Consider the following 25,206-nt stretch of genomic DNA (forward strand, 5'->3'; position numbering starts at 1 on the left):
CCTTCTGCTTTCTGCGTACCGGGTTTTCCAGCGCAAGCCGGTAGGCCGGGGAGGGCTGGCTTCAGCGTTCCGGGTCCGGGTCAGCCACCGGCGAAGGCGGCGTGGCCGGGACTTCGGCCGGGCTGGCGCCCACGGGCGCGTCTGCGGGCAGCATGTGTGCCCGGCGCCAGCGGCCCCAGCGGTAATAGGCCAATGACAGCAGCATCGCCAGCAGGGCGCTGACCGGGAAGCTCCACCAGATGGCATCGGCCCCGAGAACCGGCTGCAGCAGGTTGGCAAACGGTATGCGCACGCCCCACAGGGTCAAGGCCAGGATCAGCAGCGGCACCATGACCGCGCCGGTGGAGCGGACCACGCCGGAAACGACGAAATTCACCCCGAAGAACAGGAACGACCAGACCGCGATGTGGTTCAGGTGGCGGGCGATATCCAGTGCCGCGCTGGCACCGGGCAGGAACAGCGCCAGTGTCCAGCGGTCCAGCGCAATGATCGGTGCGATCAGTGCGCCAGTGAGCAGGAAGTTGAAGACCACCCCGTAGCGGGTGGTCGCCTCCACCCGTGACCACAGCCGTGCCCCCACGTTCTGGGCGGCCATGGTGGAGCAGGCCGCACCGATGGCCATCGCCGGCATCTGCACATAGGTCCACAGTTGCATCGAGGCGCCGTAGGCGGCGGCGGTATCGGTGCCATAGGCATTGACCATGCTCATCATCATGATCATCGCCAGCGAGATCAGCACCATCTGCAGGCCCATCGGGATGCCTTTGACCAGCAGGGTGCGCAGGATCACCGCGCTGGGAATGAACAGGGCGATGTCGCGCCGGCCCAGCCACAGCACGTGGCGCTTGTGGCGCAGGTACAGCGCCATGGCCAGCAGGGCGATGGCCTGCGATACCAGGGTGGCCCAGGCCGAGCCGGCAATGCCCAGCGCCGGCAAAGGGCCAAGGCCGAAGATCAGCAGCGGGTTCAGCGCGATATCCAGCACGACGGCCAGCAGCAGGAAGCGCAGCGGTGTGCGCGCATCGCCGGCGCCGCGCAGGGCGGCACTGAAAAAAGCAAAGGCATACAGCAGCGGCATGGCCAGGAAGATCACCCGCAGGTAGGCATCGGCCAGCGGCAGCGAGGCAGCCGGGGTGTCCATCGCGCTCAGCAGCAGGTGCGAGGCGAACTGCCCGGCAATGGCGATCAGCACCGAGAGGCCGATGAAAAAACTGGCGGCGGTGCCCATCACCTGGCGTGCCTGGCCGATCTGTCGACCTCCCATTGCCTGGCCGATCAGGATGGTGGCGGCCATGCCGATGCCAAACACCGAGCCGATCAGGAAGAACATGATGGTATTGGCGTTGGCCGTGGCGGTCAGCGCGCTCTCGCCCAGGAAGCGCCCGACCCAGATTGCATTGACCGAGCCATTGAGCGACTGGGCGATGTTGCCGGCCAGGATGGGCAGGGCAAACAGCAGCAGCGAGGACCCGATCGGGCCGGTGGTCAGGTTGCGTTGGCTGGCGGCCATGGGTGCAGCGCTGGCAAGGGGATGCCCACCCTACCACTGCCCCGGCACGCTGGTGGATGCGGTGCCTTGAAGCGGGTCGGGGGCGGCCCTATTTTGAGCTCAGAGCCGGCGATGGCGCCGTAGCGGAGTGGAAATTTGACGCAGCATCCTGAGCAGGCCCAGGCGGGTGCCGGTATCCGTCTGGATGTCTGGCTGTGGGCGGCACGGTTCTTCAAGACCCGCTCGCTGGCCAAGCAGGCCATTGAAACCGGCAAGGTCGAGGTAGCCGGGCAGCGTGCCAAGGCCTCGCGCAGTGTCCGCGTCGGCGATGCGCTGCAGGTGAGCCGTGGCGAGGAGACCTTCCAGCTCCAGGTGCTGGGCCTGAGTGACAGCCGTGGCCCGGCGCCGGTGGCCCAGGCCCTGTATGCCGAGACGGAGGCCTCGCGCCAGGCGCGCGAAGCGGCGCGGGCGCAACGGCAGGTCATGCGTGACGGGTTCCGCCCGCCGGAGCAACGGCCGGACAAGCGCGCACGGCGACTGATCCGCGCGCTGGGTGACTTGAACATGCTCTGAGCCTGGCCATTGAGGTAGCGGCCCGCTGAAGGTGTAGGTGCTGCGCGGGCCCGAGGCAACCCGGAGAGACCTCAACACCAGCAGCCAGGCGGGTGTTGAGGGTGGACAGTGGCAGCCTGGCGTACGTTCAGCGCTTGCCGCTGCCGAGCAGGCCGCTGCCCAGCTTGATCAGGTCCGAAACGCCGAACTGGCCGTCACCGTCCTGATCGATGATCCTGCCCAGCAGGCCACCGCCGATGCCGCCGGCCTGCTGCACATGCTGTTTTTCCTTGCCCAGGATCTGGCTCAGGCCGCCGGCGCTGGCCTGGCCACCGCTGCTGATCCGCTGGGCGATGAAGGCCATCACGATCGGGGCGAGGATTTTCAGCAGCTCGCTGGTCTTGCCCTGGCTCAAGCCGGTGGCCTGCGCCAGGCCTGCTTCGGCGCGGGCTTCGTTGCTGCCCAGGATATGGCCCAGGATACCGGCCCCGTTGGTGGCCTGCGGGCTTGCCGTCCCCCCGCCAAGCACGGCGCCGAGCACACTGCTGATGTCCAGGCCGCTGTGGTTGCTCTGCAGTGCGCCCAGCAAGGCTTCAGCACCCTGTGGTTTGGCCGCGTTGTTGCCCAGCGCGCCCATCAACAGCGGCAACGCCGCACTGATCGCGCCGGAGGCCTGCTGGCTGTCGATGCCCAGTTGCGCGGACAGCTGCTGCAGCGGTGCGCCCTGCAGCTGGGAGAGAAGATCGTCGGTCAGGCTCATGGCAAGGCTCGTTGCAGTGGGTTGGCACTGATGGTAGCGCTACCGGCCGCTCATTGTCGGCAAGGTCTGCCCGGCAACCGGCCTCGGCACAGGAAGGCTTGGCTGCCGGGCAAAAACAACACCGCCCGCAATCAAGCGGGCGGGGCTGCAGCCAGGCACAGGGCTGGGTGGTGGTTACGGCTCGATGTCTTCGGCACCCGGGGTGGCAGCCGGGAAGTCATGGCCGGGATGGGCGGGCGGAGCGAACGGATCGACCTGCATGCCGGCCAGCTTCTGCAGCGCGGCGGCAATGCCGGCGCCGTAGGCCGGGTCGGCCTTGTTGCAGTTGTCGATGTGGCGCTGCTTGATGAAGTCCGGTGCATCGCCCAGGGCGCGGGCGGTGTTTTCGAACAGGCGCTGCTTCTGGGCATCGTTGTAGCTGCGGAACAGCGCGCCGGGCTGGGTGAAGTAATCGTTGTCGTCTTCGCGGAAATTCCAGAAGTCGGCATCACCACTGATCTTCAGTGCCGGCTCGCGGTACTGCGGCTGTTCCTGCCACTGGCCGTAGCTGTTGGGCTCGTAGTGCGGCAGGCCGCCATAGTTGCCGTCGATGCGCATTGCGCCGTCGCGGTGATTGCTGTGCACCGGGCAGCGGGCAGCGTTGACCGGGATCTGGTGATGGTTCACACCCAGGCGGTAGCGCTGTGCGTCGGAGTAGGCGAACAGCCGCGCCTGCAGCATCTTGTCCGGTGACACGCCGATGCCCGGTACCAGGTTGCTCGGTGCGAATGCCGATTGCTCCACATCCATGTACCAGTTGTCCGGATTGCGGTTGAGCTCGAACTGGCCGACTTCGATCAGCGGGTAATCGCTCTTGGGCCAGACCTTGGTCAGGTCGAAGGGATGGAAACGGTAAGTTTCCGCTTCCAGCTCCGGCATGATCTGCACGTACATTTTCCACTTCGGGAACTCGCCGCGCTCGATGGCCTGGAACAGGTCACGGCCGTGGCTCTCGCGGTCCTTGCCGACCAGCACTTCGGCCTGGGCATCAGTGAGGCCTTCAATGCCCTGCTGGGAGAGGAAATGGAACTTGACCCAGAACCGCTCACCGTCGTGGTTGATGAAGCTGTAGGTGTGCGAGCCGAAGCCGTGCATGTGGCGGAAACTGCGCGGGATGCCGCGGTCGCTCATCACCACGGTGACCTGCATCAGCGCTTCCGGCAGCAGGGTCCAGAAGTCCCAGTTGTTGCGTGCGCTGCGCAGGTTGGTGTGCGGGTCGCGCTTGACCGCCTTGTTGAGGTCGCCGAACTTGCGCGGGTCGCGCAGGAAGAACACCGGGGTGTTGTTGCCGACCAGGTCCCAGTTGCCCTCCTCGGTGTAGAACTTCAGTGCGAAACCGCGGATGTCACGTTCGGCATCGGCCGCACCGCGCTCGCCGGCCACCGTGGTGAAGCGGGCGAACATCTCGGTTTTCTTGCCGACTTCACTGAAGATCCTGGCGCGGGTGTAACGGCTGATGTCACCGGTGACGGTGAAGGTGCCGAACGCGCCGGAACCCTTGGCGTGCATGCGTCGCTCGGGGATCACCTCACGGTTGAGGTTGGCCAGCTTTTCCAGCAGCCACACGTCTTCCATCAGCAGCGGGCCACGCGGGCCGGCGGTCTTGCTGTTCTGGTTGTCCACCACCGGGGCACCGAAGGCGGTGGTCATCGGGGTTACCGGGGCATCGCCATGGCGTTGGGCTGGCGTGGTCGAAAGGTCGCGCTGGGTCTGCGCGGCCTCAGCCGCGGACGGTGCGTGCTGGTACGGGCAGGTCGGCTTGCTGTCGTTGCTCATGGCGTGCTCCTGTAATCATCTGAATGGAATAACAGATGTCTGTTACAGGACTGTATCCCCTTGGCCGGTGGAAAGGCAGTTCAATGAATATGTCGGGGCAATAGTTTTTGGCTATCGGAACTGTTGCTGCCTACCGCCCTGGCCCCCGGGAGCGGGGCAGGACGGTGGCAATGGCATCGGCCGCAGCCTCAGCGCAGCGCTTTGAGCTGGTACAGCGCTTCCAGTGCCTGGCGTGGGCTCAGGCTGTCAGGATCGAGCTGGTCCAGTGCTTCCGATAGCGCATCCACGGGGGCCGGGAACAGGCCGAACTGCTGCGGTGCCGGCTCCTGTGCCGGGCGGCGGGCATCGTCCTGGCTGCGGGTTTCCAGCTCGGCCAGCCGGCGGCGCGCGGCGGCCACGGTCTGCCGCGGCAGGCCGGCCAGAGCGGCCACCTGCAGGCCGAAGCTGCGGTTGGCCGGGCCATCCTTGACCGCATGCATGAACACCAGCGCCTCGCCGTGCTCGACCGCGTCCAGGTGCACGTTGGCGATGCCTGACGGGCCGCCATCGACGGCTTCATCGGCCAGCGCGGTCAGCTCGAAATAGTGGGTGGCAAACAGGGTGTAGCAGCGGTTGACCTGGGCCAGGTGGCGGGCCACCGCATCGGCCAGGGCCAGGCCGTCGTAGGTGGAGGTGCCGCGGCCGATCTCGTCCATCAGCACCAGCGAGTGCTCGCTGGCGTGGTGCAGGATGTAGCTGGTCTCGGCCATCTCGACCATGAAGGTGGACTGGCCGCGGGCCAGGTCGTCACCGGCGCCGATGCGGGTCAGGATGCGGTCGACCGGGCCGATCAACGCCCGGCTGGCCGGCACGAAGCTGCCGATGTGGGCCAGCAGCACGATCAGCGCGTTCTGGCGCATGTAGGTGGACTTGCCGCCCATGTTCGGGCCGGTGATCACCAGCATCCGGCGGGTCGGGTCCAGCTGCAGGTCGTTGGGCTCGAACGGCACATCGCGCACCGCCTCGACCACCGGATGGCGGCCGCGCTCGATCACCAGGCCGGGCTCCTCGCGCAGCTCCGGGCAGCTCCAGTCCAGGGCCTGGGCACGCTCGGCAAACCCGGCCAGCACGTCCAGCTCGCTCAGCGCGGCGGCGCAGCGCTTGAGCGGTTCCAGCTCGACCACCAGCGCATCGAGCAGCTGTTCGTACAGCGCCTTCTCGCGCGCCAGAGACTTGTCGCGCGCGCTGAGCACCTTGTCCTCGAAGCCCTTCAGCTCCTCGGTGATGTAGCGCTCGGCATTGGTCAGGGTCTGGCGGCGGGTGTAGTGCACCGGGGCCTTGTCGGACTGGCCCTTGGAAATCTCGATGTAGTAGCCGTGGACGCGGTTGTAGCCGACCTTGAGCGTGCTGATGCCGGTGCTCTGGCGCTCGCGTGCCTCCAGCTCGACCAGGAACTGGTCGGCATGGGTGGACAGCCGGCGCAGCTCGTCCAGCTCCAGGTCAAAGCCGTCGGCAATCACCCCGCCATCGACCAGCTTGAGCGCCGGCAGTGGCGCGATCGCACGTACCAGCAGGTCGGCGGTGTGGCCGTGGCGGTCCAGTTCGCTGGCCAGTGCGGCCAGCCGCGGGGCATTGAGCGGGGCCAGCAGCTGGGCCACCTGCGGCAGCAGCACCAGGGTGTCGCGCAGGGTGGAGAAGTCGCGTGGGCGTGCCGAACGCAAGGCCACCCGGGTGAGGATGCGCTCGATATCGCCCAGGCCGCGGAAGGTATCGCGCAGGTCGGCATCGACGCCGCGGTTGATCAGCGTGGCCACCGCCTGGTGGCGGCGCTGCAGCACACCGCGGGTGCGCAGCGGGCGGTGCAGCCAGCGCCGCAGCAGGCGTCCACCCATCGGGGTGATGGTCGAGTCGAGCACACCGAGCAGGGTGTGACGGGTATCGCCATCGACCCGGTTGTCCAGCTCAAGATGGCGGCGGGTGGCGGCGTTCATTGCAATCGCATCGGCGGCCGTTTCGCTGCTGATCGCGGTCAGGTGCGGCAGCTGCTGCTTCTGGGTCTCCTCGACATAGCCGAGCAGGGCACCGGCGGCGGCAATGGCCTGCGGCTTGTCCTCGATGCCGAACCCGGTCAGGTCATGCAGCCTGAAAAAGGCCAGCAGCTGGCGGCGGCCCGAATCGGCATCGAACAGCCAGGGCGCACGGCGGCGGGCGCCGCGGCGCTGGGCCACGAAGGCCGGCCAGTTGTCCTCGTCGGGCACCAGCAGCTCGGCCGGCTCCAGCCGGGCCAGCTCGGCCTCCAACTGTTCCTCGGTCTCCACCTCGTTGACCAGGAAGCGGCCACCGGCCAGGTCCGCCCAGGCCAGGCCGAAGCCGCGCTTGCCGCGCGCTACCGCCATCAGCAGGGTGTCGCGGCGCTCGTCCAGCAGCGCCTCGTCGGTGACCGTGCCGGGGGTGACGATGCGCACCACCTTGCGTTCGACCAGGCCCTTGGCCAGTGCCGGGTCGCCGATCTGCTCGCATATGGCCACCGATTCGCCCAGCGCCACCAGCCGGGCCAGGTAGCTTTCATAAGCATGTGCCGGCACCCCGGCCATCGGGATCGGCGCACCACCGGAGCTGCCGCGCTGGGTCAGGGTGATGTCCAGCAGGCGTGCGGCCTTGCGCGCATCGTCATAGAACAGCTCGTAGAAGTCGCCCATGCGGAAGAACAGCAGCAGGTCCGGATGCTCGGCCTTGGCGGCAAAGAACTGCTTCATCAACGGGGTGTGTTCGGGCTGCTTGGCACTCACGCGGGGGTCCATCACTTTGTCGACGCAGGCCGCTGGCCTGCAGGGGCCGACCATTGTAGGGGAGGGGCCGGGAGCGGTGGCGATGGGCGCTGGAAGTGGCCGGGTAGCCTCCAGGAGCAGCAGGTGCACCGCAGCCGCTTGCCGCGTTGAGGCGACCTGCCCTGTAGTTGTCCACTGGCGCGGCAGGGGAGCGGCGGGTGCTGCAAAAACGCCGCCCTTGCGGGCGGCGTCTGTACATCGGGGCTCAGCGCACGTGGTCCAGGAACTGGCGGTGGCGTTCGTACTGGTCCAGCACGTCGTGGATCAGCTGCACCCGCGGCCAGCCCATCACGTCGTAGTCCTGGCCGCCTTCGCGCAGGTAGACCTCGGCGCGATAGTGGCGGGTGCCCTCCTTGACCGGGCGCCGGGGGTCCTGCAGGGCGAAACTGGGAGGGTCATACGGCTGGGGCCGCACGGCGTAGAAGAAGTCCATTTCCTCGCCGTGGCCGACCCGCAACAGGGCGCGGCCATCCTCGCCAAGGGTGACCTGCACCGGCAGTTCCTGCTTGCGCAGCTCGGCGGCCACTTCTTCCAGTGCCGGGATCACCTTGTCGGCAATGAAGCCGGTGACCTCGACCTTGAGCGGGTTGTGCGCCAGCAGGCGCAGGCGCGCGCGCCAGTCCTCGCTGGTGCCCGGAAGGATGCGCGCCTGACGCAGGATCGATCGTTTGGTCGCGTCCAGATGCATGGCCTTGAGCAGCCCCCAGCACATCAGGATCATGATCACGGTGAAGGGCAGGGCGCTGGCAATGGTGGCCGCCTGCAGCGACTCCAGCCCACCGGTCATCAGCAGGGCAATGGCCAGGCCACCGACCAGCATCGACCAGAAGATGCGCTGCCACAGCGGGGATTCCTCCTCCCCCTTGGAGGTGAGCATGTCGATGACCAGGGCACCGGAGTCTGCCGAGGTGACGAAGAACAGGGCCACCAGCAGCACGGCCAGCGATGAGGTGAGCAGGGTCATGGGCAGGTGCTCGAAGAAGGCGAACAGGGCAGTGGAACTGTCCGTCGACACTGTCTGCACCAGCTCCTCCAGGCCCTCCACGCGTACCATGTACAGCGCGGTATTGCCGTAGATGGTCATCCACAGGAAGGTGAAGCCCAGGGGCACCAGCAGGACACCGGCCACGAATTCGCGCACGCTGCGGCCGCGCGAGATGCGTGCGATGAACATGCCCACAAATGGTGACCAGGCAATCCACCAGCCCCAGTAGAACAGGGTCCAGCCGCCCAGCCAGCCGGTGGGCTCGTAGGCGTACAGGTTGAAGGTCATCGAGAACAGCTGTGACACATACATGCCGGTGTTCTGCACCAGGGTCTGCATCAGGTGGGCGGTGGGCCCGCATACCAGCACGAAGGCCAGCAGCATCACCGCCAGGACCATGTTCAGCTCGGACAGGCGGCGCACCCCGCTGTCCAGCCCGGCCACCACCGAGCCCGTGGCCAGCAGGGTGATCAGCACGATCAGCCCCATCTGCACCACGGTGCTCACTTCCAGCCCGAACAGGTAGTTCAGGCCGGCATTGATCTGCATCACGCCCAGGCCCAGCGACGTGGCCAGGCCGAAGATCGTGCCCAGTGCGGCAAAGGTGTCCACCGCATGGCCGATGGGCCCGTGGATACGGTTGCCGATCAACGGATACAGTGCCGAGCGGATGCGCAGCGGCAGGTTGTGGCGGTAGGCGAAGTAGGCCAGGGCCAGGGCCACCACCGCATAGATCGCCCAGGCATGGATGCCCCAGTGGAAGAAGGTGATGCGCATGGCCTGGCGGGCCGCGGCGGTGGATTCGGGGGTGCCGACCGGCGGTGTGGCGTAATGCATGATCGGCTCGGCCACGCCGAAGAACATCAGTCCGATGCCCATGCCTGCGGCAAACAGCATGGCAAACCAGGAGGCATAGCTGTAATCGGGCTGGCTGTGGTCCGGGCCCAACTTGAGCTGGCCATAACGGCTGAAGGCCAGGCTGATCACAAAGATCAGGAAGCCGGCCACGGCCAGCATGGTGAACCAGCCGGCATCATTGGCCGCCCAGGTCTTGGCCGCTGTGAACCAGCGGGTGGCCAGTTCGGGGGCGGCGATGGAGAAGGCGAGCAGGGCCAGAACACTGGCCGCGGTGGGAATGAACACCTGCGGAAGGATCCGCTGGCGGACGGGGGGCTGTTGCGGAGCAGGGCTCTGCATGGGTTCCTCCGTGGATGTGGATGTGGATGTTGGGCCGTCAGGTGGGGGTGCCTGGCAGCAGGGTGCCAACGATGGCGAGGGCTCAGAAATAGAAGCCTATGTTCACGTTCAGGCGCGAATGCCAGCGTGAGGGTGAGCCGTCATCGATGCCGATGCCCGGACCGCCGGCGAACCACATGTTGTTGCCGGCAATCCAGTCCACATAGGTGACCATGGGCCCCTTGTGCAGGCTGCAGCCGGTGACATTCTGCCACGAGTTGCGCAGGCCCGGCTGGCTGCCCAGCGGGCGGGTCATGCTCAGGTTGTTGTAGCAGGTCAGTTGTTCCAGCCTGCCGACCGCGCCGAAGTCGTAGGCCAGGTTGGCGGTGGGCACATCGGCATGGGCGGCCACCTCGAACGGTGCCTGGAAGGCAGACAGGGCGATGCGCTGGCCGGGCACGTCATGCCGGTAGCGGGCCCATTGCAGCTGGGTGGTCCATGGCCCGTGCTGCCACTGCGCGTGGACGGCTGCAGCGTACTGGCGATGGTGCTGGCGGCTGTGGATGTCCTGCAGCCGGCCGACAAGGCCGGAAGCTCCCAGCAACCACTGGCTGCCGGTGTCGCCGCCGCGGTGTTCGATGCGGGCATGTACACGGTCTCGCTCGCGGTAGGGCAGGGCGTCGGTGGCGGCGATGTCGAAGGAGTAGCGCCCGTAGCGGCGGGCATCGCCGTATTCATCGCCACTGAACCAGCCCAGATGCCACTGGGTGCTGCCGTGTTGCCGGCTCAGCACCAGGCCGGGGTCGTAGTCATCCTCCAGCCCGAGGTAGTAGCCGGAACCGAACCAGAAACTGTGCGAGGCGGTAGGCAACAGGCCAAAGGGTACCTGCTGGATGCCGGCTTTCAGGGCCGTGTCCGGAGTGAATTGCCAGCCCAGCCAGGCGTGGTGGATGGCATCGAAGCCGTCGTACCAGCGGTACTGGGCAGAAAAGGACAGAGGGCCGGTGCCGGCTTTCAGGTCGGCGCGCAGAAGTTCCAGGTCGATGCCGTCGGTGGAGCCGTAATCCAGCCAGCCGTAGTTGAAACGGATGGCGCCGCCGACGTCCAGATAGCTGTCTTTTTCTGTGCTGTTTTCGGCCATTGCGTTTCCGGTGAAACCTCCGGAAAGGGTGGCCGCGATGATCAGGGGGAGAGTCCTCACGAGCAGTTGCTGTGCCTCCATCTTCATTGCTGAAAACGGCCTAGTTTAGCGCCAACGGGCTTTTCCCCTGAAATTTTTCGAGTTTTTCACCATTTCAGGGGATTTTTTGCGGATTTCCTGCTGGCTTGCTGACCCGGCCTGCGCCTGCGGGGTGCTCCCGGTGCGGGCTGTGCCAAGCCATCATCATGCCTGGAACCCGGGGCGCAGGCTGTCGATGGGCGGGCCTGGCCGGGGTATTGCTCGAGGGTGTCTTGTTGTGCTGATATCGGCTCAGTCGCGTGGCGGATGCCCGGCCAGGGTGCGCGCGCCGGTAATGATCATCCGGATCATGTGGCTCATCTGCACGATCAGCTCTTCATCCCGGGTCGGCGGCAGGTCCAGGGCCGTGCTGCCCATGGCAAATACCAGCCGGGTGATGGCCTTGGCGGCCAGTGCCGGTTCCAGCAGCACCGCGCCGTTGTCGGCGGCGGCCAGCCGGATCAGGTCGCGTTGCAGCTCGTCTTCAAAGTAGTTGAGCTGGCGGTCCACTGCCTGCTTGTAGGCATCGGAGCCGGCGGTGCCCTCACGCAGCAGTACATGCATCAACTTGTCGTCGGCACGCAGCTGTTCCATGAAGGTTTCCACCGACAGCCGCACCACGCCGCGGTCGGAGCCGGCCGCGCGCTGCCGTGCCTGGCCGATGATCGTGCGCAGTGACTGCCCGGCCCGTTCGATCAGCGCGACGGTCAGCTCGTCCATGTCGCGGAACTGGCGGTAGAACGAGTTCGGGGCGATGCCCGCCTCACGGGCGACCTCGCGCAGGCTCAGGGTCGAGACACTGCGGTGCGGCCCGATCAGTGCCAGGGCGGCAGCGAGCAGGTCGTCACGGGAAATGCCAGCCTTGCGCGGCGCTGGCGTATCGAGGTCGTTGGCCGGGGCGTGGGATGTCATCGGGGCAATCGCGGTTATCAGCATGAATGATAGCGCGCCTGTGAATATACAGATGTATACACGCCTGTATGTGTGGCCGTATAGTCGCCACCCATGAAATACCGCTACCACAACCCGACGCCGCCGCCGATTCCGTGGGTCACTGAAGCCTTCTTTGATTTCTGGTCGACCCGCGTGCATCCGTTGTGGACCCTGCGCCGGCCGCTGGCCCGGCTGGTCAGCCGGCGTGCCGAAGGTTCGGCCGCGGTCACCCTGGTGCTCCAGCCCAACCGCCATTTCAGCGGCCTGCGTGCCGGCCAGCACATCAATCTCAGTGTCCAGGTCGATGGCCGCCTGATCACCCGTTCCTACAGCCCGACCGTGCTGGCCGATGGCCGGTTGGAAATCACCGCCAAGCTGGTCAAGGGCGGCAAGGTCAGTGCGTTGCTGGCCGGTGGCCTGCCGATCGGCGCGACCCTGGCCATCAGCCCGGCGTTCGGGCAGATGGTGGTGGCCGATGATGCCCGCCAGCCGTTGCTGCTGCTGGCCGCCGGCAGTGGCATCACGCCGATGCGCGCGCTGTTGCGCCAGCTCGATGCGGCCGGCATGCCGGTGGCGGTGGACCTGGTCTACTGGGTGCGTCAGCGCAGCGAGCAGTGCTTTGCCGGAGAACTGGCGGCACTGGCGGCGCGCCACCGCGGTTTCCGTTACCAGCTGGCCGTTACCGGCGATGACCCGGAACCGGCACCACGGGTGGACGGGTTTGATTTTTCCGGGATTGCCGGGCTGGCCGCACGCCGGGTACTGGCCTGTGGCCCCGCCGGTTTCGTGCAGGCGGCCGGGCAGCGCCTGGATGGCCAGGTGGCCGACTTCCAGGCCGAGGCGTTCAGCCTGCCGCCCATCGATGACGCCGCCGACGGCGAGGTCGAGCTGCAGCTGGCACGCAGCGGCCAGCGCCTGCGGATCCCGCGCGGCACCCCGCTGCTGGCTGCGCTGGAGGCGCAGGGCATCCACCCGCCGGCCGGCTGCCGGATGGGCGTGTGCAATACCTGCACCTGCGAAAAGCGTGAAGGCGTGGTGCGCAATGTCCTCAATGGCGATGTCACCGCCGAGCCGTCCACGGCCATCAAACTGTGCGTGAACCGCGCCAGTACCGACCTGATTCTGGAGTTGTAAGCATGTCTTCGGTAAACAACCGCCCCCTGACCCCGGCCGAGCTGGAGGCCTTCGGCAACGAGCTCGATGCGCTGCGTGCGCGCCATGTCGCCACCCTGGGTGATGCCGACGCCCGCTATATCCGCAAGGTCGAAGCGGCCGTGCGCTGGATCGGCGTGGCCGGCCGTGTGCTGCTGTATGTGGCCGCCTTCTCGCCACTGTTTGCACCGCTGCTGTTGTGGCCGGCGGGCATCCTCGGCGCGCTGCTGCTGGGACTGTCCAAGATCCTGGAAAACATGGAGCTGGCCCACAACGTGATGCACGGCCAGTACGACTGGATGGGCGATCCGGCGCTGCAGGGCAAGACCTACGAATGGGACATTGCCGGCACCTCGGAAAGCTGGCGCAAGACCCACAACTTCAGCCACCACACCTATACCAACGTGCGAGGCCTGGACGATGACATCGGTTACGGCCTGCTGCGCATCTTCCCGGAGCAGCGCTGGCACCCGTTCTTCCTGTTCCAGCCGCTGATCGCGATCATCTTTGCGCTGTATTTCCAGTGGGGCATCGCCATCCAGGACCTGCGCCTTGGCCGGCTGTTCCTGGGCAAGGCCACCGTGGGCCAGCTGTGGAAGCAGTCGGCGCCGGTGCGGCGCAAGGTGACCAAGCAGCTGCTCAAGGACTACGTGCTGTTCCCGGCGCTGGCCGGCCCGTTCTTCCTGACCGTGGTGCTGGGCAACCTGGTGGCCAACGGCATGCGCAACGTCTGGACCTACGTGGTGATCTTCTGCGGCCACTTCACCGCCGATGCCGAAACCTTCCCGAAGGAGTGCGTACAGAACGAAAGCCGCGGCCACTGGTACCTGCGCCAGCTGCGTGGCTCGTCCAACCTGACCGGTGGCAAGTGGATGCACATCCTCACCGGCAACCTGTCCCACCAGATCGAGCACCACTTCTACCCGGATGTGCCGGCCAACCGCTATGCGGCGATGGCGGTGGAAGTGCGCCAGATCTGCGAGCGCTACGGCCAGCACTACAACACCGGCTCCATGGCCCGCCAGTTCGGCCAGGTGGTCTGGCGCATCCTGCGCCATTCGCTGCCGAGCAAGCCGGCAGCCCGCCCTGCGCTGGTCGCCGAAGCGGCGCACTGAGCGGCAGCCAGCGCAGTCAACAGCAAACCCGCGCCTGGCGCGGGTTTGCTGTTTCCGGCAATTGGCTTGGCGATGTTCAAGTCCTGGGCAGTGTGGCCGCTCTGCGCTGCAATCCCCGCTTCCCGGTTACCTGCATGCGTATCGGCCACAAACTTACTGCCGGCTTCCTGCTGGTCATTGCGCTCATGGTGGCGCTTACCGTGGTCGGCATCATCCAGGTCAACCGGATTGATGCAGCGCTTACCCAGATCAATGAGGTCAGCAGCGTCAAACAGCGCCATGCCATCGATTTCCGCGGCAGCGTGCATGACCGCGCCATTGCCCTGCGCGATGTGGTGATGCTCGAGGATGGGCCATCCCGTCAGCAGGCACTGGCCGGTATCGATGCTCTGACGGCAGATTACCAGCGTGCCGCCAAGGCGCTGGATGAGGTGCTGGCGCGCGATGCCGATGCGCAGGATCACCCGTTGCTGCAGGCCATCCAGCTGAAACAGCAGCAGGTGGAGCCGGGAGTTGCGCGGGTGCGCGAACTGCGCCAGCTCGGGGCGCTGCCGCAAGACATGGCCGCTGCCATGGACGAGGTGCGTCCGGGCCTGGTGGACTGGCTGGCCAGCATCAATGCCTTCATCCGCTGGCAGGAAGAAAAAGGCCGCCAGGCCGCCGACCAGGCGCGCGATGTGGCCGCAGGGTTTGCCTGGTTGATGATCGGCGCCACGGTACTGGCCCTGGTGGTTGGTCTGATCATTGCCCGCCTGGTGGGCGCACAGGTGGTGGGTGCCTTCGGCGATACGGCGCGTGTGGCCGAGCGGATCAGTCATGGCGATCTGGATTTCGACATCCCCGCGGCCAAGGGACGGGACGAGGTGGCGCAGCTGCGTGCAGCGATGGCGCGTATGAAGCAGCGGCTGGTGGATGTGGTTCAGGCACAGTCGGAGATGGAACGGCAGCACGCCGCCGGTGCGATGGATTACCGTATCGATTCGACGCTTTTTCCCGGCCAGTTCGCGCGCATGGTCGAGCAGACCAACATGCTGGTAGCGGTGCATGTGCGTACCGAGAACGAATTGGCGCACCTGATGTCGCGATACGCCGAAGGCGACTTGAGCGAGGACATGCCGCGCTTGCCGGGCCAGATGGCAGCACTCAGTACCCACATGGATGGGGTGAAGGCCAATCTGATGCGCCTGCATGACGCCATCCAGCATCTGGCTGGCGCAGCGGCAGCCGGTGATTTCAGCCAGCGCGGAGATGCGCAGGCCTTTGATCATGACTTTCGTGCAATGGTCGAGCAGCTCAATGCCCTGATGGCCACCGTGGATGGCCATCTGGAACAGCAGTCCGGTTTCCTGCGCGCGCTTGCGTCGGGCGATCTGGGCGCGCGCCTGGCCGGCGCAGCGCAAGGTGTCTTTGCCCGCATCCAGCACGATGCCAATGTCTCGGCCGGCAATCTGGCGCAGATGGTGCGCGCCATTGTGGATGTGGCCCGCGGCGTGGAGGCCTCTGCCAACCAGCTGCTGGGTGACAGCAGTGCCATGGCCCCACGACAGCGCCCGCCAGGCGCAGGCCCTGCAGGCCGCTGCAGCCGGCCTGGGCGCACTGGCGCTGGCCATCCAGGACAACGCTGGCCAGGCCAGCGAGGCTGATGCCCTGGCAGGTAGCGCTGCCGGAGGGGCGCGCAGCAATGGTCAGCGCATGGAGCGTGCGGTGGGCCAGATGCAGGCCATTGCCCGGACGTCGGCACGGATGGTGGATATCGTTTCGGTCATCGATGGCCTGGCATTCCGCATCAACCTGCTGGCGCTCAATGCGGCCGTTGAAGCTGCCCGTGCCGGCGAGCATGGGCGTGGTTTTGCCGTTGTGGCCGACGAGGTGCGCCAGTTGGCCCAGCGTGAGGGCACATCGGCCAAGGACATCCGCACGCTGATTGATCTATCGCGCCAGCAGGTATCTGGAGGCGTGGCCGAGGTGGAGGACAGTGGCAAGCAGCTGGGCGACCTGGTGCGTGACATCGCAGCTGTCAGCGAGCGCATGACGCACCTGGCACAGGCAGCGCAGCGTCAGGGCCAGGAGGCTGTCGGACTGGGGGCAACCGTCACCACGGTCCTGCAGGCGACCGAGGTGATGGTGGACAGCACCCAGCGCGCCTGCCTGCAGTCCGAGCAGGTACGTTCGCTGGGTCAGTCGTTGTTGCAGGCGGCATCACGCTTCCGCCTGCCCTGATCGGCACAGGCGCCTGCCCGGCAGGACAGCTTGCCGGGCAGGCAGGCCTGCAAGTGGCCTCAGGGCGCCAGTTGAACCTGGTCGCGACCGCCGTTCTTGGCCTGGTACATCGCCGCATCGGCACGGGCCATCAGCCGCTGGTAGTCGGGGTGGCCATCGAAAGCGGCCACGCCAATGCTGGCGGTGAGCGCCAGCTCGCCGCCGGTGGGCAGGCTCAGCGGATTGCTGCTGACCAGCTTGCGCAGGTTTTCGGCGATCACCATCGCCTGCAGCGTGGTCACGCCCACCAGCACGACCACGAACTCCTCGCCGCCGTAGCGGAACAGGTAGTCGCTGCCGCGGGTGTGCTGGGACAGGGTCGCGGCCACATGCTGCAGCGCGCGGTCGCCGGTCTCATGCCCATGCTGGTCGTTGATCGCCTTGAAATGGTCCAGGTCGATCAACAGCACCGCAAAACGGGTGCCATTGCTGGTGGTCAGCTCGATCTCGCGGCGCAGCACGGTGGGCAGGAAACGGCGGTTGAGCAGGTTGGTCAACGGATCGCTGCCGGAATCGAGCTCGCCGATGCGCTCGAACAGCATGGTCTGCAGTGAGCGGATCTGTTCCAGCTGCTGGCGGAGGGCCGGCATCAGGTTCGCCGTCTGGGCGACGCCACCGGCCTGTAGCTGCGCCAGCAGCTGATCGGTCTGGGTGATCAGGCTGCTCAGGTGCTCGGTCTCGCTGTTCTGGCCGAAGCTGGGGATGCCCTTGTGGATGAACCACAGACCGAACTCGGAGGCGGCCAGCGGCTCGATCGTGGCCAGGCTGTCCGGACTGGCCAGCGCGTACAGCAGCTGGTTTTCCCAGTCCAGCAGCAGTGCACGCTGGCGCTCGCGCTCGGCGCTGACATTCTGCACCAGCGAAAACAGCCGGTAGGCAGCATCGGCACGCGCCGAGCGGTCCTTGGCCCGGGTATAGGCCTGGGTCATCCCCTCCTGGGCGATGCAGATCGAATGCAGCAGACACATGCTGGCGGCATGGGCGATCTGCCGGTCCTGGCTGCGCGCGTACAGCAGCTTGACCAGGGACACCAGCAGCACGCGCATGCCACGGCCGACCAGGTCCACCGGGATGCCGACGCGGGCATGCACATCGCCGATCACGCCCTGCAGGCTGATCAGCTGTTCCACCTGCCCGGCGCGGGCGCACAGAACCTGGACCAGCCAGCGCTGCATTGCCGGCTGCAGCCGGTTGCGCACCTGGTCATGATCCAGGAAGCGGCTGGCACGCGGGTCTTCCATCAGCGCAGCATAGAACTGCACTGCCAGCTCCGGTGGGGCATCGGTGGCCAGCCCGGACAGCAGCTCCAGGGCCGGGGCCGGGGTTTCCAGCAGGACCTGGCGCCAGGCGTGGGCCAGGGGGATGGCAGCGTCATCGAGGACGACAGGGGAGGTTGCGGGCATTGAAGGCTCTGCGGTCGGTCAACGTGCCAACCTTGATGATCGATCATTATCGGCCAGGCGTGGCCCGCGTTGAGCCCCGCCTGCAGCCCCGGGTACGGCCTGGTCAGCTGGCTGCCAGTTTTGTTGCATCGGCAACCGAAGCAGACGACAACGGCCACCCCGGGGGGTAGCCGTTGTCCTGTCTCCGGGCGGGCAGGCTCAGCTGCGCAGCGTCGGGTTGTCCCAGCCCGGGCGCGGCGCGAAGCGGTCGCCGTAACGGCCCTGCAGGGCCTTGAGCCGGGCCACCAGCACGTCCGCGCCGACACTGCGGATGTACTGGATCGGCCCACCGGTGAACGGTGCAAAGCCGGTGCCGAAGATCACCCCGGCATCGAGCAGGTCGGCATCGGCGACCACACCCTCGTGCAGGCACGCCACCGACTCGTTGAGCAGCGGCAGGATCAGCCGGTCTTCCAGGTCGCTGGGCATCTGGACATCCTTGGCCAGCGGCGGCTTGACCGCCTTGCCGTTGGTCCAGGTGTAGATGCCCTGGCCGTCCTTCTTGCCGCGCCTGGCCGGATCGACCGTGGCCAGCGCCGCGGGAATCTGCAGGCCCAGGAACGGGGCCAGCTCATGGCCGACACCGGCGGCCACGTCCAGGCCAACGGTGTCCAGCAGCTCGATCGGCCCCATCGGCATGCCGAAGTTGACCGCGGCCTTGTCGATCAGCGGGCCGGCAATGCCTTCGGCATACGCATTGGCGGCCTCGAGCATGTACGGGAACAGCACGCGGTTGACCAGGAAGCCCGGGGTGCCGGCCACCGGCACCGGGAACTTGCCCAGTGCCTTGCAGAACGCGGCCAGCCGGCGCTCGGTTTCCGCGGCCATGCCGTCGTGGTGGATGATCTCCACCAGCGGCATCTGCGCCACCGGGTTGAAGTAGTGCAGGCCGGCGAACTGGGCCGGGCGGGCGATGTGGTCGCGCAGCTCGGTCAGCGGAATCGAGGAGGTGTTGGTGGTCAGCAGGGCATCGGCCTTCATCTTCGGCTCCAGCACCGCGTACAGCTCACGCTTGGCCTGGGCGTTCTCGATGATCGCCTCGATCACCAGGTCGGCCCTGGCCACGCCGTCGCCATTGAGGTCGCCCTGCAGACGGGCGGCCACTTCCGGGCGTTTGGCCGGATCGCGCACCTTCTTCTCGAACAGGGTCTGGGCACGGGCCAGCGCGCCGTCGATGAAGCGCTGTTCGCGGTCCTGCAGGGTCACGTTGAAGCCCTTCAGCGCGGCAAAGGCGGCAATATCACCGCCCATCACCCCGGCACCGACCACATGCACGTGGCCGATACCCGATTCCTTGCCGCCCAGGCCCTTCAGGCGCTCGGACAGGAAATAAATCCGCATCAGGTTGCGTGCGACCGGGCCGGAGGCCAGCTTGACCACGGCCCGGCGTTCTGCCGCCAGGCGCGTACCGATGCCGGCGCCACCGGTCTTTTCCCAGGCGGCAATGGCCGCGTACGGGGCCGGGTAATGGGCCTTCTTCGCCTTGCGTGCGACCTGCTTGGTCATCTGCGGGGCCAGCAGCTTGCGCGCCAGCCAGGTGTTGCTGGCCCAGGCGGTGGCGCGTTGCTTGAACGGGCGCACGGCCCCCTTCAGTGCCAGTGCCGCGGCGGCATCTTCCAGCAGCGGCAGCTCCACCACCTTGTCCACCAGGCCATTGGCCCGCGCTGCCTTGGCCGACAGGTTGCGGCCGGTCAGGATCATGTCCATGGCCGCCGGTGCGCCGATCAGCTGCGGCAGCCGGGCGGTGCCGCCCCAGCCGGGCAGGATGCCCAGCTGCACTTCGGGCAGGCCGATGCGGGCGTTGTCGGCGGCCACGCGGTAACGGCAAGCCAGGGCCAGTTCGGTGCCACCACCCAAGCAGTGGCCGTGGATGGCGGCAACAGTCGGTACGCGCAAGGAAGCCAGCTTCTGGTAGACGTTCTGGCCACGGGCGATCGCATCGCCAACCGTGCCCTGCACATCGAACTGCTGGAATTCCTTCAGGTCGGCGCCGGCAATGAAGCCGGCGGCCTTGGCCGAAGTGATCACCACCGCCCGTGGCGGATCGATGGTGATGCGCTCGATCAGCGCATCCAGTTCCAGCAACACATCCTGTGACATGGCATTGACCGCGCTGTCCTTGCGGTCGAGGGTCAGTACCAGGACGCGGTCATCACGCAGTCGTGGCTGCCAGTGATTGAAGCGGAGCCCATCAAAGCCTGGGAGCATGGGACGTTCCATTCGGTTGTGTATGGATAAGGTGGCTATCATCGGAAGGTTGTTCGCCTGCCGTCAAATCCTTTGTCCACGGCGCAGCGGTTACGCTGGCCCACGGCAGGCCCGGACAACCGTGGTTGAATCCAGACAGGTGGAGTTTTCAAACCAGCGGGAACTTCTTTGCATCTTGGCAGTCTCAATGCCCGACTTCGGCTGGGCGGGAAGGAGCTTTGGCCCGTATGGCCGACGTAGTAATGCCACAAGAACCCGATCACACCCTGGTCGGGCGGGTACAGGCCGGTGAGCGTGCCGCCTTCGATGTGCTGGTGCGTCGCCACCAGCACCGGGTGCTGGCGCTGATCGGTCGGTACATCGCCGACTGGAGTGAATGCCAGGACGTGGCCCAGGAAGCCTTCGTGCGCGCGTTCCGTGCCATCGACAGCTTCCGTGGCGACGCCCAGTTCTCGACCTGGATGCATCGAATCGCCGTGAATACCGCCAAAAACCATCTCGCCGCGCAGAACCGGCGCCCGCCGGCCGCTGACATCGACCTGGTCGACGCCGAAGTGGCAAGCGACAGTGCCCGCCTGCGCGATACCGATACCCCCGAGCGCGAATTGATGCGCGAGCAGGTCGAGCAGTGTGTGTTGGCCGCGGTGGCACAGCTGCCGGCCGACTGGCGCCAGGCCTTCGAGCTGCGTGAGGTGCAGGGCCTGAGCTATGAGCAGATTGCGCAGGCCATGAACTGCCCGGTGGGCACGGTGCGCTCACGCATCTACCGCGCCCGCGAGGCGATTGATCAACAGCTGCGCCCGCTGCTGGAAGGGCGCAGCGCCACCCGTGAACGGAGCCGAGCATGAACCCGAACTCGCCTGACCACGACCCGGCCCTGCAGCGCGTGGATGCGTTGCATCGCCAGCAGTTGTCCGCCCTGATCGATGGTGAACTGTCGGCCGACCAGGCCCGCTTTTTGATCCGACGGCTGGAGCACGATCAGGAATTGTCGGCCTGCCAGGAGCGCTGGCAGATCGCCGGTGATGTGCTGCGCGGCCAGCTGGGGGCGGTGGCACCGGCTGATTTTGCCGCGCGCGTGGCGCTGGCGCTGCCGCCAGTGGTTGCCTTGCCCAGGACTGCGGCCGACCACCGGGCCAGGCCGCGGCGGTGGGTCGCCGGTGGTGCGTTGGCGGCATGTATGGCCCTGGTGGCGGTGCTGCTGTTGCCCGGCCGTGCGCCGGTGCCCGCTCCGTCGCCCCTGCTGGTGTCCGGGACGGCTGCGCCGGAGCTGCCGGTGAAGGGCGCCGAGCCGGCCACGGCGGTTGCCCCGGCTGCGGCACAGGCGCCACCGCTGCAGGCAGCTGTGGCGGCTGCAACTGTCGCTGCGCCCCGCGAAGCGACCGAATCGACCCTGGCCCGACGCGTACGGCCGGCACCACCGGCCGATGCGGCCGCAGCCCCGCCAATGGTGGCTGGGCAGATACCGCCTGACAGTGTGGCCTCGCCGTTCGCGCTGCCGATCGAGCCGGTGCATGCCCGGCCCTGGCCGCGCTCGCAGCTGGGGCGAGCGGATGCCTTCAATGTCCGCCTGCCCGCAGCCGGCAGCCCGTTCGCGCCACCGCGCGATGCGGCCGCCAGCAGCCACTGGCAGACGGTGCCGCAGCCTTGAGGCAGTGTCGGCAGATCCATGTCACCGCTGCATCCCCATTCGGCTGGCAGCAGCGGCTGCCGCAGGCCTGAATTTTCCTTTCATCACGAGGTATCACCCGGTATGAACCCCATCACCTTGCGTCCACGTGCGTTGCCGTTGTCGTGCCTGCTGGCCCTGTGCCTGCCGCTGAGTGCCTGTGCCAAGCCAGCCGAGCCCAGCGCACAGGCCGCCGCGCCGATTGCCACCCCTGCCGCGCCCGCGGCGCCGTTGGTCGCCGGCCTGCCCGATTTCACCCAGCTGGTCGATCGCGTCGGTCCGGCGGTGGTCAATATTGAAACCACCATCGTGCGCAGCCGTCAGGCCCGCCGCAATGGGCCTGACATGGACCAGATGCCGGAATTCTTCCGCCGTTTCTTCGGCCCCGAGTTCGGCTTCCCGGCGCCCGGTGGTGAGGGCGGCGCACCGGAGATCCGCGGTCGCGGCATGGGCTCGGGCTTCATCATTTCCGCCGATGGCTATGTGCTGACCAATCACCATGTGATCGACGGTGCGGCCGAGGTCAAGGTCAAGCTGCCCGACCGCCGCGAGTTCACCGCCACCGTGGTCGGCTCCGATGCCCAGTACGACGTGGCCCTGCTCAAGGTCGATGCCAAGGACCTGCCGGTGCTGGCCATCGGCGATTCCAACCGGCTCAAGCCCGGCCAGTGGGTGGTGGCCATCGGCTCGCCGTTCGGTCTGGACCACTCGGTCACCGCCGGCATCGTCAGTGCGGTTGGCCGCAGCACCAGCGCCGAGCAGCGCTATGTGCCTTTCATCCAGACCGATGTGGCGATCAACCAGGGCAATTCCGGTGGCCCGCTGCTGGATGTCTCAGGCCAGGTGGTCGGCATCAACTCGCAGATCTTCTCTGCTTCCGGCGGGTTCATGGGCATCAGTTTTGCGATCCCGATCGACCTGGCGATGAGCGCGGTGGAGCAGATCCGCAGTACCGGCAAGGTCAGCCGCGGCAGCCTGGGGGTCAGTGTCGGCGCGGTCAGCTCGGAGATGGTGCAGGGCTTTGGCCTGCCTGACAGCCGCGGCGCGCTGGTCAACGAGGTCGTGGCCGGCAGTGCCGCTGCCAAGGCCGGGCTGGAGGCCGGCGATGTGATCCGCGCGGTCAACGGCGTGGCCGTGGACAGCGCCTCGGACCTGCCGCCGCGCATCGGCCTGCTCAGCCCGGGCAGCAAGGTCGAGCTGGAAGTGCTGCGCGAGGGGCGCCCGCGCAAGTTCACCGCCACCCTCGGCGTGCTGGAGGAGGATGCCCAGCGTCCGGCCAACGGTGGCGAACAGGCCGCGCGTCCGGCCACGCCGGAGTCCGGCACGGTGGCCCTGCTCGGGCTGGACGTGGTCGAGCTGACCGATGCCCAGCGTCGCCAGGCGGGCCTGGAGGCCGGGCAGGGCGTGCGCATCGCCCAGGTCAGCGGCGATGCGGCGCGGCAGGCAAGGCTGACGCCGGGCATGATCATCCTGCAGGTCGGGCGCAACAAGGTCGGCTCGGTGGCCGAGCTGAACCGCCAGCTGGCCGGTTACAAGAAGGATGACGTGATCATGCTGCTGGTGCGCGCCGGTGGCGCCAATGCGTTCGTTGCGGTCAAGGCCGGGTAACCCCCGGCTGCCGGCTGGTACTGGATCAAGGCTCCGGCTGCGGCTGCGGCCGGAGCCTGCTGTATGAACCGCCGGGCTGGATCGGCCGACGCGATGGGCCACCAGCCGTGCGATAATGCCCCGTTATCTTTGACGACGCAGCGCCGCCGCCGCCACCTATGTCCCACGATTCGATGCAGTTCATCCGCAATTTCTCCATCATTGCCCACGTTGATCATGGCAAGTCGACCTTGTCTGATCGCATCATCCAGCTCTGTGGTGGCCTGACCGCGCGTGAAATGGAAGCGCAGGTGCTCGACAACAACCCGATCGAGCGCGAGCGTGGGATCACCATCAAGTCGCAGTCGGTGTCGGTGCCGTATACCGCCCGCAACGGCCAGACCTACTACCTGAACTTCATCGACACCCCCGGCCACGTCGACTTCTCCTATGAAGTCAGCCGTTCGCTGGCCGCCTGCGAAGGCGCGCTGCTGGTGGTGGATGCGGCCCAGGGCGTGGAGGCACAGTCGGTAGCCAACTGCTACACCGCCATCGAGCAGGGCCTGGAGGTGGTGCCGGTCCTGAACAAGATCGACCTGCCGACCGCCGACATCGAGCGAGCCAAGGCCGAGATCGAGGCGGTGATCGGCATCGATGCTTCCGAGGCGGTCGCGGTCAGTGCCAAGACCGGGCTGAACATCGAAGAGGTGCTCGAAGCGATCGTGCATCGCATCCCGCCGCCCAAGGACCGCGGCAGCAACAAGCTGCAGGCCCTGATCATCGACTCCTGGTTTGACAACTACCTGGGCGTGGTCTCGCTGGTGCGCGTGATGCAGGGCGAGATCAAGGCCGGTGACAAGATCCTGGTGATGTCCACCGGGCGCTGGCACCAGGTCGACAAGGTCGGCGTGTTCACCCCCAAGCGCAAGGAGACCAAGTCCCTGCGTGCCGGTGAGGTGGGCTGGATCAACGCCAGCATCAAGGACGTCCATGGCGCACCGGTGGGCGATACCCTGACCCTGCTGTCCGATCCGGCCGAGTCGCCGTTGCCGGGCTTCCAGGAAATGCAGCCGCGCGTGTTCGCCGGCCTGTTCCCGGTCGATGCCGACGACTATCCGGACCTGCGCGAGGCGCTGGACAAGCTGCGCCTGAACGACGCGGCGCTGCGCTTCGAGCCGGAAAGCTCCGAAGCCATGGGCTTTGGCTTCCGTTGCGGCTTCCTGGGCATGCTGCACATGGAAATCGTGCAGGAACGCCTGGAGCGCGAGTACAACCTCAACCTGATCAGCACCGCGCCGACGGTGATCTACGAGGTGCTCAAGAGCGACGGCGACATCGTGATGATGGACAACCCGGCCAAACTGCCGCCGGTCAATACCGTTGCCGAAATCCGCGAGCCGATCATCCGCGCCAACATCCTCACCCCCGAGGAGCACATCGGCAGCATCATCAAGCTGTGCGAGGAAAAGCGCGGCACCCAGATCGGCATCACCTACATGGCCAGCCAGGTGCAGATCAGCTACGAGCTGCCGATGGCCGAAGTGGTGCTGGATTTCTTTGACAAGCTCAAGTCGGTCAGCCGCGGCTACGCCTCGCTGGATTACCACTTCGTGCGCTTCGAGGCCGGCCCCTTCGTGCGCGTGGACGTGCTGATCAATGGCGACAAGGTCGACGCACTGTCGCTGATCGTGCACCGCAGCCATGCCGACCGTCGCGGCCGCGAGCTGTGCGAGAAGATGAAGGACCTGATCCCGCGGCAGATGTTCGATGTCGCCATCCAGGCCGCCATCGGTGCCCAGATCATTGCCCGGACCACGGTCAAGGCGATGCGCAAGAACGTGCTGGCCAAATGTTATGGTGGCGACGTTTCGCGCAAGAAGAAGCTGCTGGAAAAGCAGAAGGAAGGCAAGAAACGGATGAAGCAGGTGGGCCGGGTGGAAATCCCGCAGGAAGCCTTCCTGGCCGTCTTGCAGATGGACAACAAATAAGCCGCCGGCCTGGTGGTCCCCCTGCTGGCTGGCGCCAGGCAGTGACAAGG

At 66.7% G+C, this 25,206-nt stretch carries 18 protein-coding genes; 9 read left to right on the forward strand and 9 right to left on the reverse strand.

Annotated elements, in window-relative coordinates; all coding sequences use genetic code 11:
• Positions 1 to 61: 61 nt before the first annotated feature.
• Positions 62 to 1,510, reverse strand: coding sequence for an MATE family efflux transporter (locus ABB25_RS02760; protein WP_057663418.1), 1,449 nt, complete (start codon positions 1,508 to 1,510; stop codon positions 62 to 64).
• Positions 1,511 to 1,645: 135 nt separating this feature from the next.
• On the opposite strand from ABB25_RS02760, the gene ABB25_RS02765 reads away from it, so the two are divergent.
• The gene (locus tag ABB25_RS02765; protein ID WP_057663421.1) at positions 1,646 to 2,062 is read left to right on the forward strand and encodes an RNA-binding S4 domain-containing protein; all 417 of its coding nucleotides are present in this window, start codon (positions 1,646 to 1,648) and stop codon (positions 2,060 to 2,062) included.
• 127 nt (positions 2,063 to 2,189) lie between these two features.
• Here the strand turns inward: ABB25_RS02765 and ABB25_RS02770 are convergent, their stop codons facing one another.
• The 6 genes from ABB25_RS02770 to fabR all read right to left on the reverse strand — a co-directional run bounded on the left by ABB25_RS02770 (position 2,190) and on the right by fabR (position 11,715).
• Positions 2,190 to 2,801: a DUF937 domain-containing protein gene (locus ABB25_RS02770; protein WP_057663423.1), complete on the reverse strand. Its 612-nt coding sequence runs from the start codon at positions 2,799 to 2,801 to the stop codon at positions 2,190 to 2,192.
• 174 nt (positions 2,802 to 2,975) lie between these two features.
• Positions 2,976 to 4,616 carry a catalase gene (locus tag ABB25_RS02775; protein WP_083488070.1) on the reverse strand — a complete coding sequence of 547 codons (1,641 nt, stop codon included), beginning with the start codon at positions 4,614 to 4,616 and terminating at the stop codon, positions 2,976 to 2,978.
• 188 nt (positions 4,617 to 4,804) lie between these two features.
• A complete protein-coding gene (gene mutS / locus ABB25_RS02780) occupies positions 4,805 to 7,396 on the reverse strand; it encodes a DNA mismatch repair protein MutS (protein ID WP_057663426.1) in 2,592 nt (863 codons plus the stop codon).
• A 232-nt stretch (positions 7,397 to 7,628) separates the two neighbouring features.
• Positions 7,629 to 9,605 carry a BCCT family transporter gene (locus tag ABB25_RS02785; RefSeq protein ID WP_057663429.1) on the reverse strand — a complete coding sequence of 659 codons (1,977 nt, stop codon included), beginning with the start codon at positions 9,603 to 9,605 and terminating at the stop codon, positions 7,629 to 7,631.
• Positions 9,606 to 9,687: 82 nt separating this feature from the next.
• Complete coding sequence (locus ABB25_RS02790; RefSeq protein ID WP_244477736.1) at positions 9,688 to 10,725, reverse strand: hypothetical protein; 1,038 nt, start codon at positions 10,723 to 10,725, stop codon at positions 9,688 to 9,690.
• 330 nt (positions 10,726 to 11,055) lie between these two features.
• Positions 11,056 to 11,715, reverse strand: coding sequence for an HTH-type transcriptional repressor FabR (gene fabR, locus ABB25_RS02795; RefSeq protein WP_057663431.1), 660 nt, complete (start codon positions 11,713 to 11,715; stop codon positions 11,056 to 11,058).
• Between the two features lie 93 nt (positions 11,716 to 11,808).
• Between fabR and ABB25_RS02800 the strand changes: the two genes are divergently transcribed.
• The 4 genes from ABB25_RS02800 (at position 11,809) to ABB25_RS14170 (ending at position 16,223) form a co-directional block, all read left to right on the forward strand.
• The gene (locus ABB25_RS02800; RefSeq protein ID WP_057663434.1) at positions 11,809 to 12,870 is read left to right on the forward strand and encodes a ferredoxin reductase; all 1,062 of its coding nucleotides are present in this window, start codon (positions 11,809 to 11,811) and stop codon (positions 12,868 to 12,870) included.
• A gap of 2 nt (positions 12,871 to 12,872) precedes the next feature.
• On the forward strand, positions 12,873 to 14,003 hold the full coding sequence (locus tag ABB25_RS02805) for a fatty acid desaturase family protein (protein ID WP_057663437.1): 1,131 nt from the start codon (positions 12,873 to 12,875) through the stop codon (positions 14,001 to 14,003).
• Positions 14,004 to 14,137: 134 nt separating this feature from the next.
• Entirely contained in the window at positions 14,138 to 15,646 is a 1,509-nt protein-coding gene (locus tag ABB25_RS02810; RefSeq protein WP_057663439.1) for an MCP four helix bundle domain-containing protein, read from the forward strand.
• Positions 15,531 to 16,223, forward strand: a complete 693-nt coding sequence (locus ABB25_RS14170; RefSeq protein ID WP_169787796.1) for a methyl-accepting chemotaxis protein — start codon at positions 15,531 to 15,533, stop codon at positions 16,221 to 16,223. Before ABB25_RS02810 ends, ABB25_RS14170 begins: the two co-directional genes overlap by 116 nt.
• Before the next feature lie 59 nt (positions 16,224 to 16,282).
• Here the strand turns inward: ABB25_RS14170 and ABB25_RS02815 are convergent, their stop codons facing one another.
• Positions 16,283 to 17,665 (reverse strand): GGDEF domain-containing protein, encoded by a 1,383-nt coding sequence (locus ABB25_RS02815; protein WP_057663442.1) that lies wholly within the window; start codon positions 17,663 to 17,665, stop codon positions 16,283 to 16,285.
• 198 nt (positions 17,666 to 17,863) lie between these two features.
• Entirely contained in the window at positions 17,864 to 19,912 is a 2,049-nt protein-coding gene (locus ABB25_RS02820) for a 3-hydroxyacyl-CoA dehydrogenase NAD-binding domain-containing protein (protein ID WP_057664420.1), read from the reverse strand.
• A 227-nt stretch (positions 19,913 to 20,139) separates the two neighbouring features.
• On the opposite strand from ABB25_RS02820, the gene rpoE reads away from it, so the two are divergent.
• The 4 genes from rpoE to lepA all read left to right on the forward strand — a co-directional run bounded on the left by rpoE (position 20,140) and on the right by lepA (position 25,156).
• Positions 20,140 to 20,760: an RNA polymerase sigma factor RpoE gene (gene rpoE / locus ABB25_RS02825; protein ID WP_057664421.1), complete on the forward strand. Its 621-nt coding sequence runs from the start codon at positions 20,140 to 20,142 to the stop codon at positions 20,758 to 20,760.
• Positions 20,757 to 21,563 carry a sigma-E factor negative regulatory protein gene (locus ABB25_RS02830; RefSeq protein ID WP_057663443.1) on the forward strand — a complete coding sequence of 269 codons (807 nt, stop codon included), beginning with the start codon at positions 20,757 to 20,759 and terminating at the stop codon, positions 21,561 to 21,563. Before rpoE ends, ABB25_RS02830 begins: the two co-directional genes overlap by 4 nt.
• Before the next feature lie 102 nt (positions 21,564 to 21,665).
• Positions 21,666 to 23,189 carry a DegQ family serine endoprotease gene (locus ABB25_RS02835; protein ID WP_057663446.1) on the forward strand — a complete coding sequence of 508 codons (1,524 nt, stop codon included), beginning with the start codon at positions 21,666 to 21,668 and terminating at the stop codon, positions 23,187 to 23,189.
• A 173-nt stretch (positions 23,190 to 23,362) separates the two neighbouring features.
• On the forward strand, positions 23,363 to 25,156 hold the full coding sequence (gene lepA, locus ABB25_RS02840) for a translation elongation factor 4 (protein WP_057664423.1): 1,794 nt from the start codon (positions 23,363 to 23,365) through the stop codon (positions 25,154 to 25,156).
• Positions 25,157 to 25,206 lie beyond the last annotated feature (50 nt).

The sequence above is a fragment of the Stenotrophomonas koreensis genome (assembly GCF_001431525.1).
Taxonomy (GTDB): Bacteria; Pseudomonadota; Gammaproteobacteria; order Xanthomonadales; family Xanthomonadaceae; genus Stenotrophomonas; species Stenotrophomonas koreensis.

Bases quoted from the DNA above. Each gene is read 5' to 3' on its own strand.
- ABB25_RS02760 (WP_057663418.1), bottom strand. From the start codon at position 1,510: ATGGCCGCCAGCCAACGCAACCTGACCACCGGCCCGATCGGGTCCTCG.
- lepA (WP_057664423.1), top strand. From the start codon at position 23,363: ATGCAGTTCATCCGCAATTTCTCCATCATTGCCCACGTTGATCATGGC.
- ABB25_RS02800 (WP_057663434.1), top strand. From the start codon at position 11,809: ATGAAATACCGCTACCACAACCCGACGCCGCCGCCGATTCCGTGGGTC.
- fabR (WP_057663431.1), bottom strand. From the start codon at position 11,715: ATGACATCCCACGCCCCGGCCAACGACCTCGATACGCCAGCGCCGCGC.
- ABB25_RS02775 (WP_083488070.1), bottom strand. From the start codon at position 4,616: ATGAGCAACGACAGCAAGCCGACCTGCCCGTACCAGCACGCACCGTCC.
- ABB25_RS02805 (WP_057663437.1), top strand. From the start codon at position 12,873: ATGTCTTCGGTAAACAACCGCCCCCTGACCCCGGCCGAGCTGGAGGCC.
- ABB25_RS02815 (WP_057663442.1), bottom strand. From the start codon at position 17,665: ATGCCCGCAACCTCCCCTGTCGTCCTCGATGACGCTGCCATCCCCCTG.
- ABB25_RS02785 (WP_057663429.1), bottom strand. From the start codon at position 9,605: ATGCAGAGCCCTGCTCCGCAACAGCCCCCCGTCCGCCAGCGGATCCTT.
- ABB25_RS02820 (WP_057664420.1), bottom strand. From the start codon at position 19,912: ATGCTCCCAGGCTTTGATGGGCTCCGCTTCAATCACTGGCAGCCACGA.
- rpoE (WP_057664421.1), top strand. From the start codon at position 20,140: ATGGCCGACGTAGTAATGCCACAAGAACCCGATCACACCCTGGTCGGG.
- ABB25_RS02790 (WP_244477736.1), bottom strand. From the start codon at position 10,725: ATGGCCGAAAACAGCACAGAAAAAGACAGCTATCTGGACGTCGGCGGC.
- ABB25_RS02770 (WP_057663423.1), bottom strand. From the start codon at position 2,801: ATGAGCCTGACCGACGATCTTCTCTCCCAGCTGCAGGGCGCACCGCTG.
- ABB25_RS02810 (WP_057663439.1), top strand. From the start codon at position 14,138: ATGCGTATCGGCCACAAACTTACTGCCGGCTTCCTGCTGGTCATTGCG.
- ABB25_RS02830 (WP_057663443.1), top strand. From the start codon at position 20,757: ATGAACCCGAACTCGCCTGACCACGACCCGGCCCTGCAGCGCGTGGAT.
- mutS (WP_057663426.1), bottom strand. From the start codon at position 7,396: ATGGACCCCCGCGTGAGTGCCAAGCAGCCCGAACACACCCCGTTGATG.
- ABB25_RS02835 (WP_057663446.1), top strand. From the start codon at position 21,666: ATGAACCCCATCACCTTGCGTCCACGTGCGTTGCCGTTGTCGTGCCTG.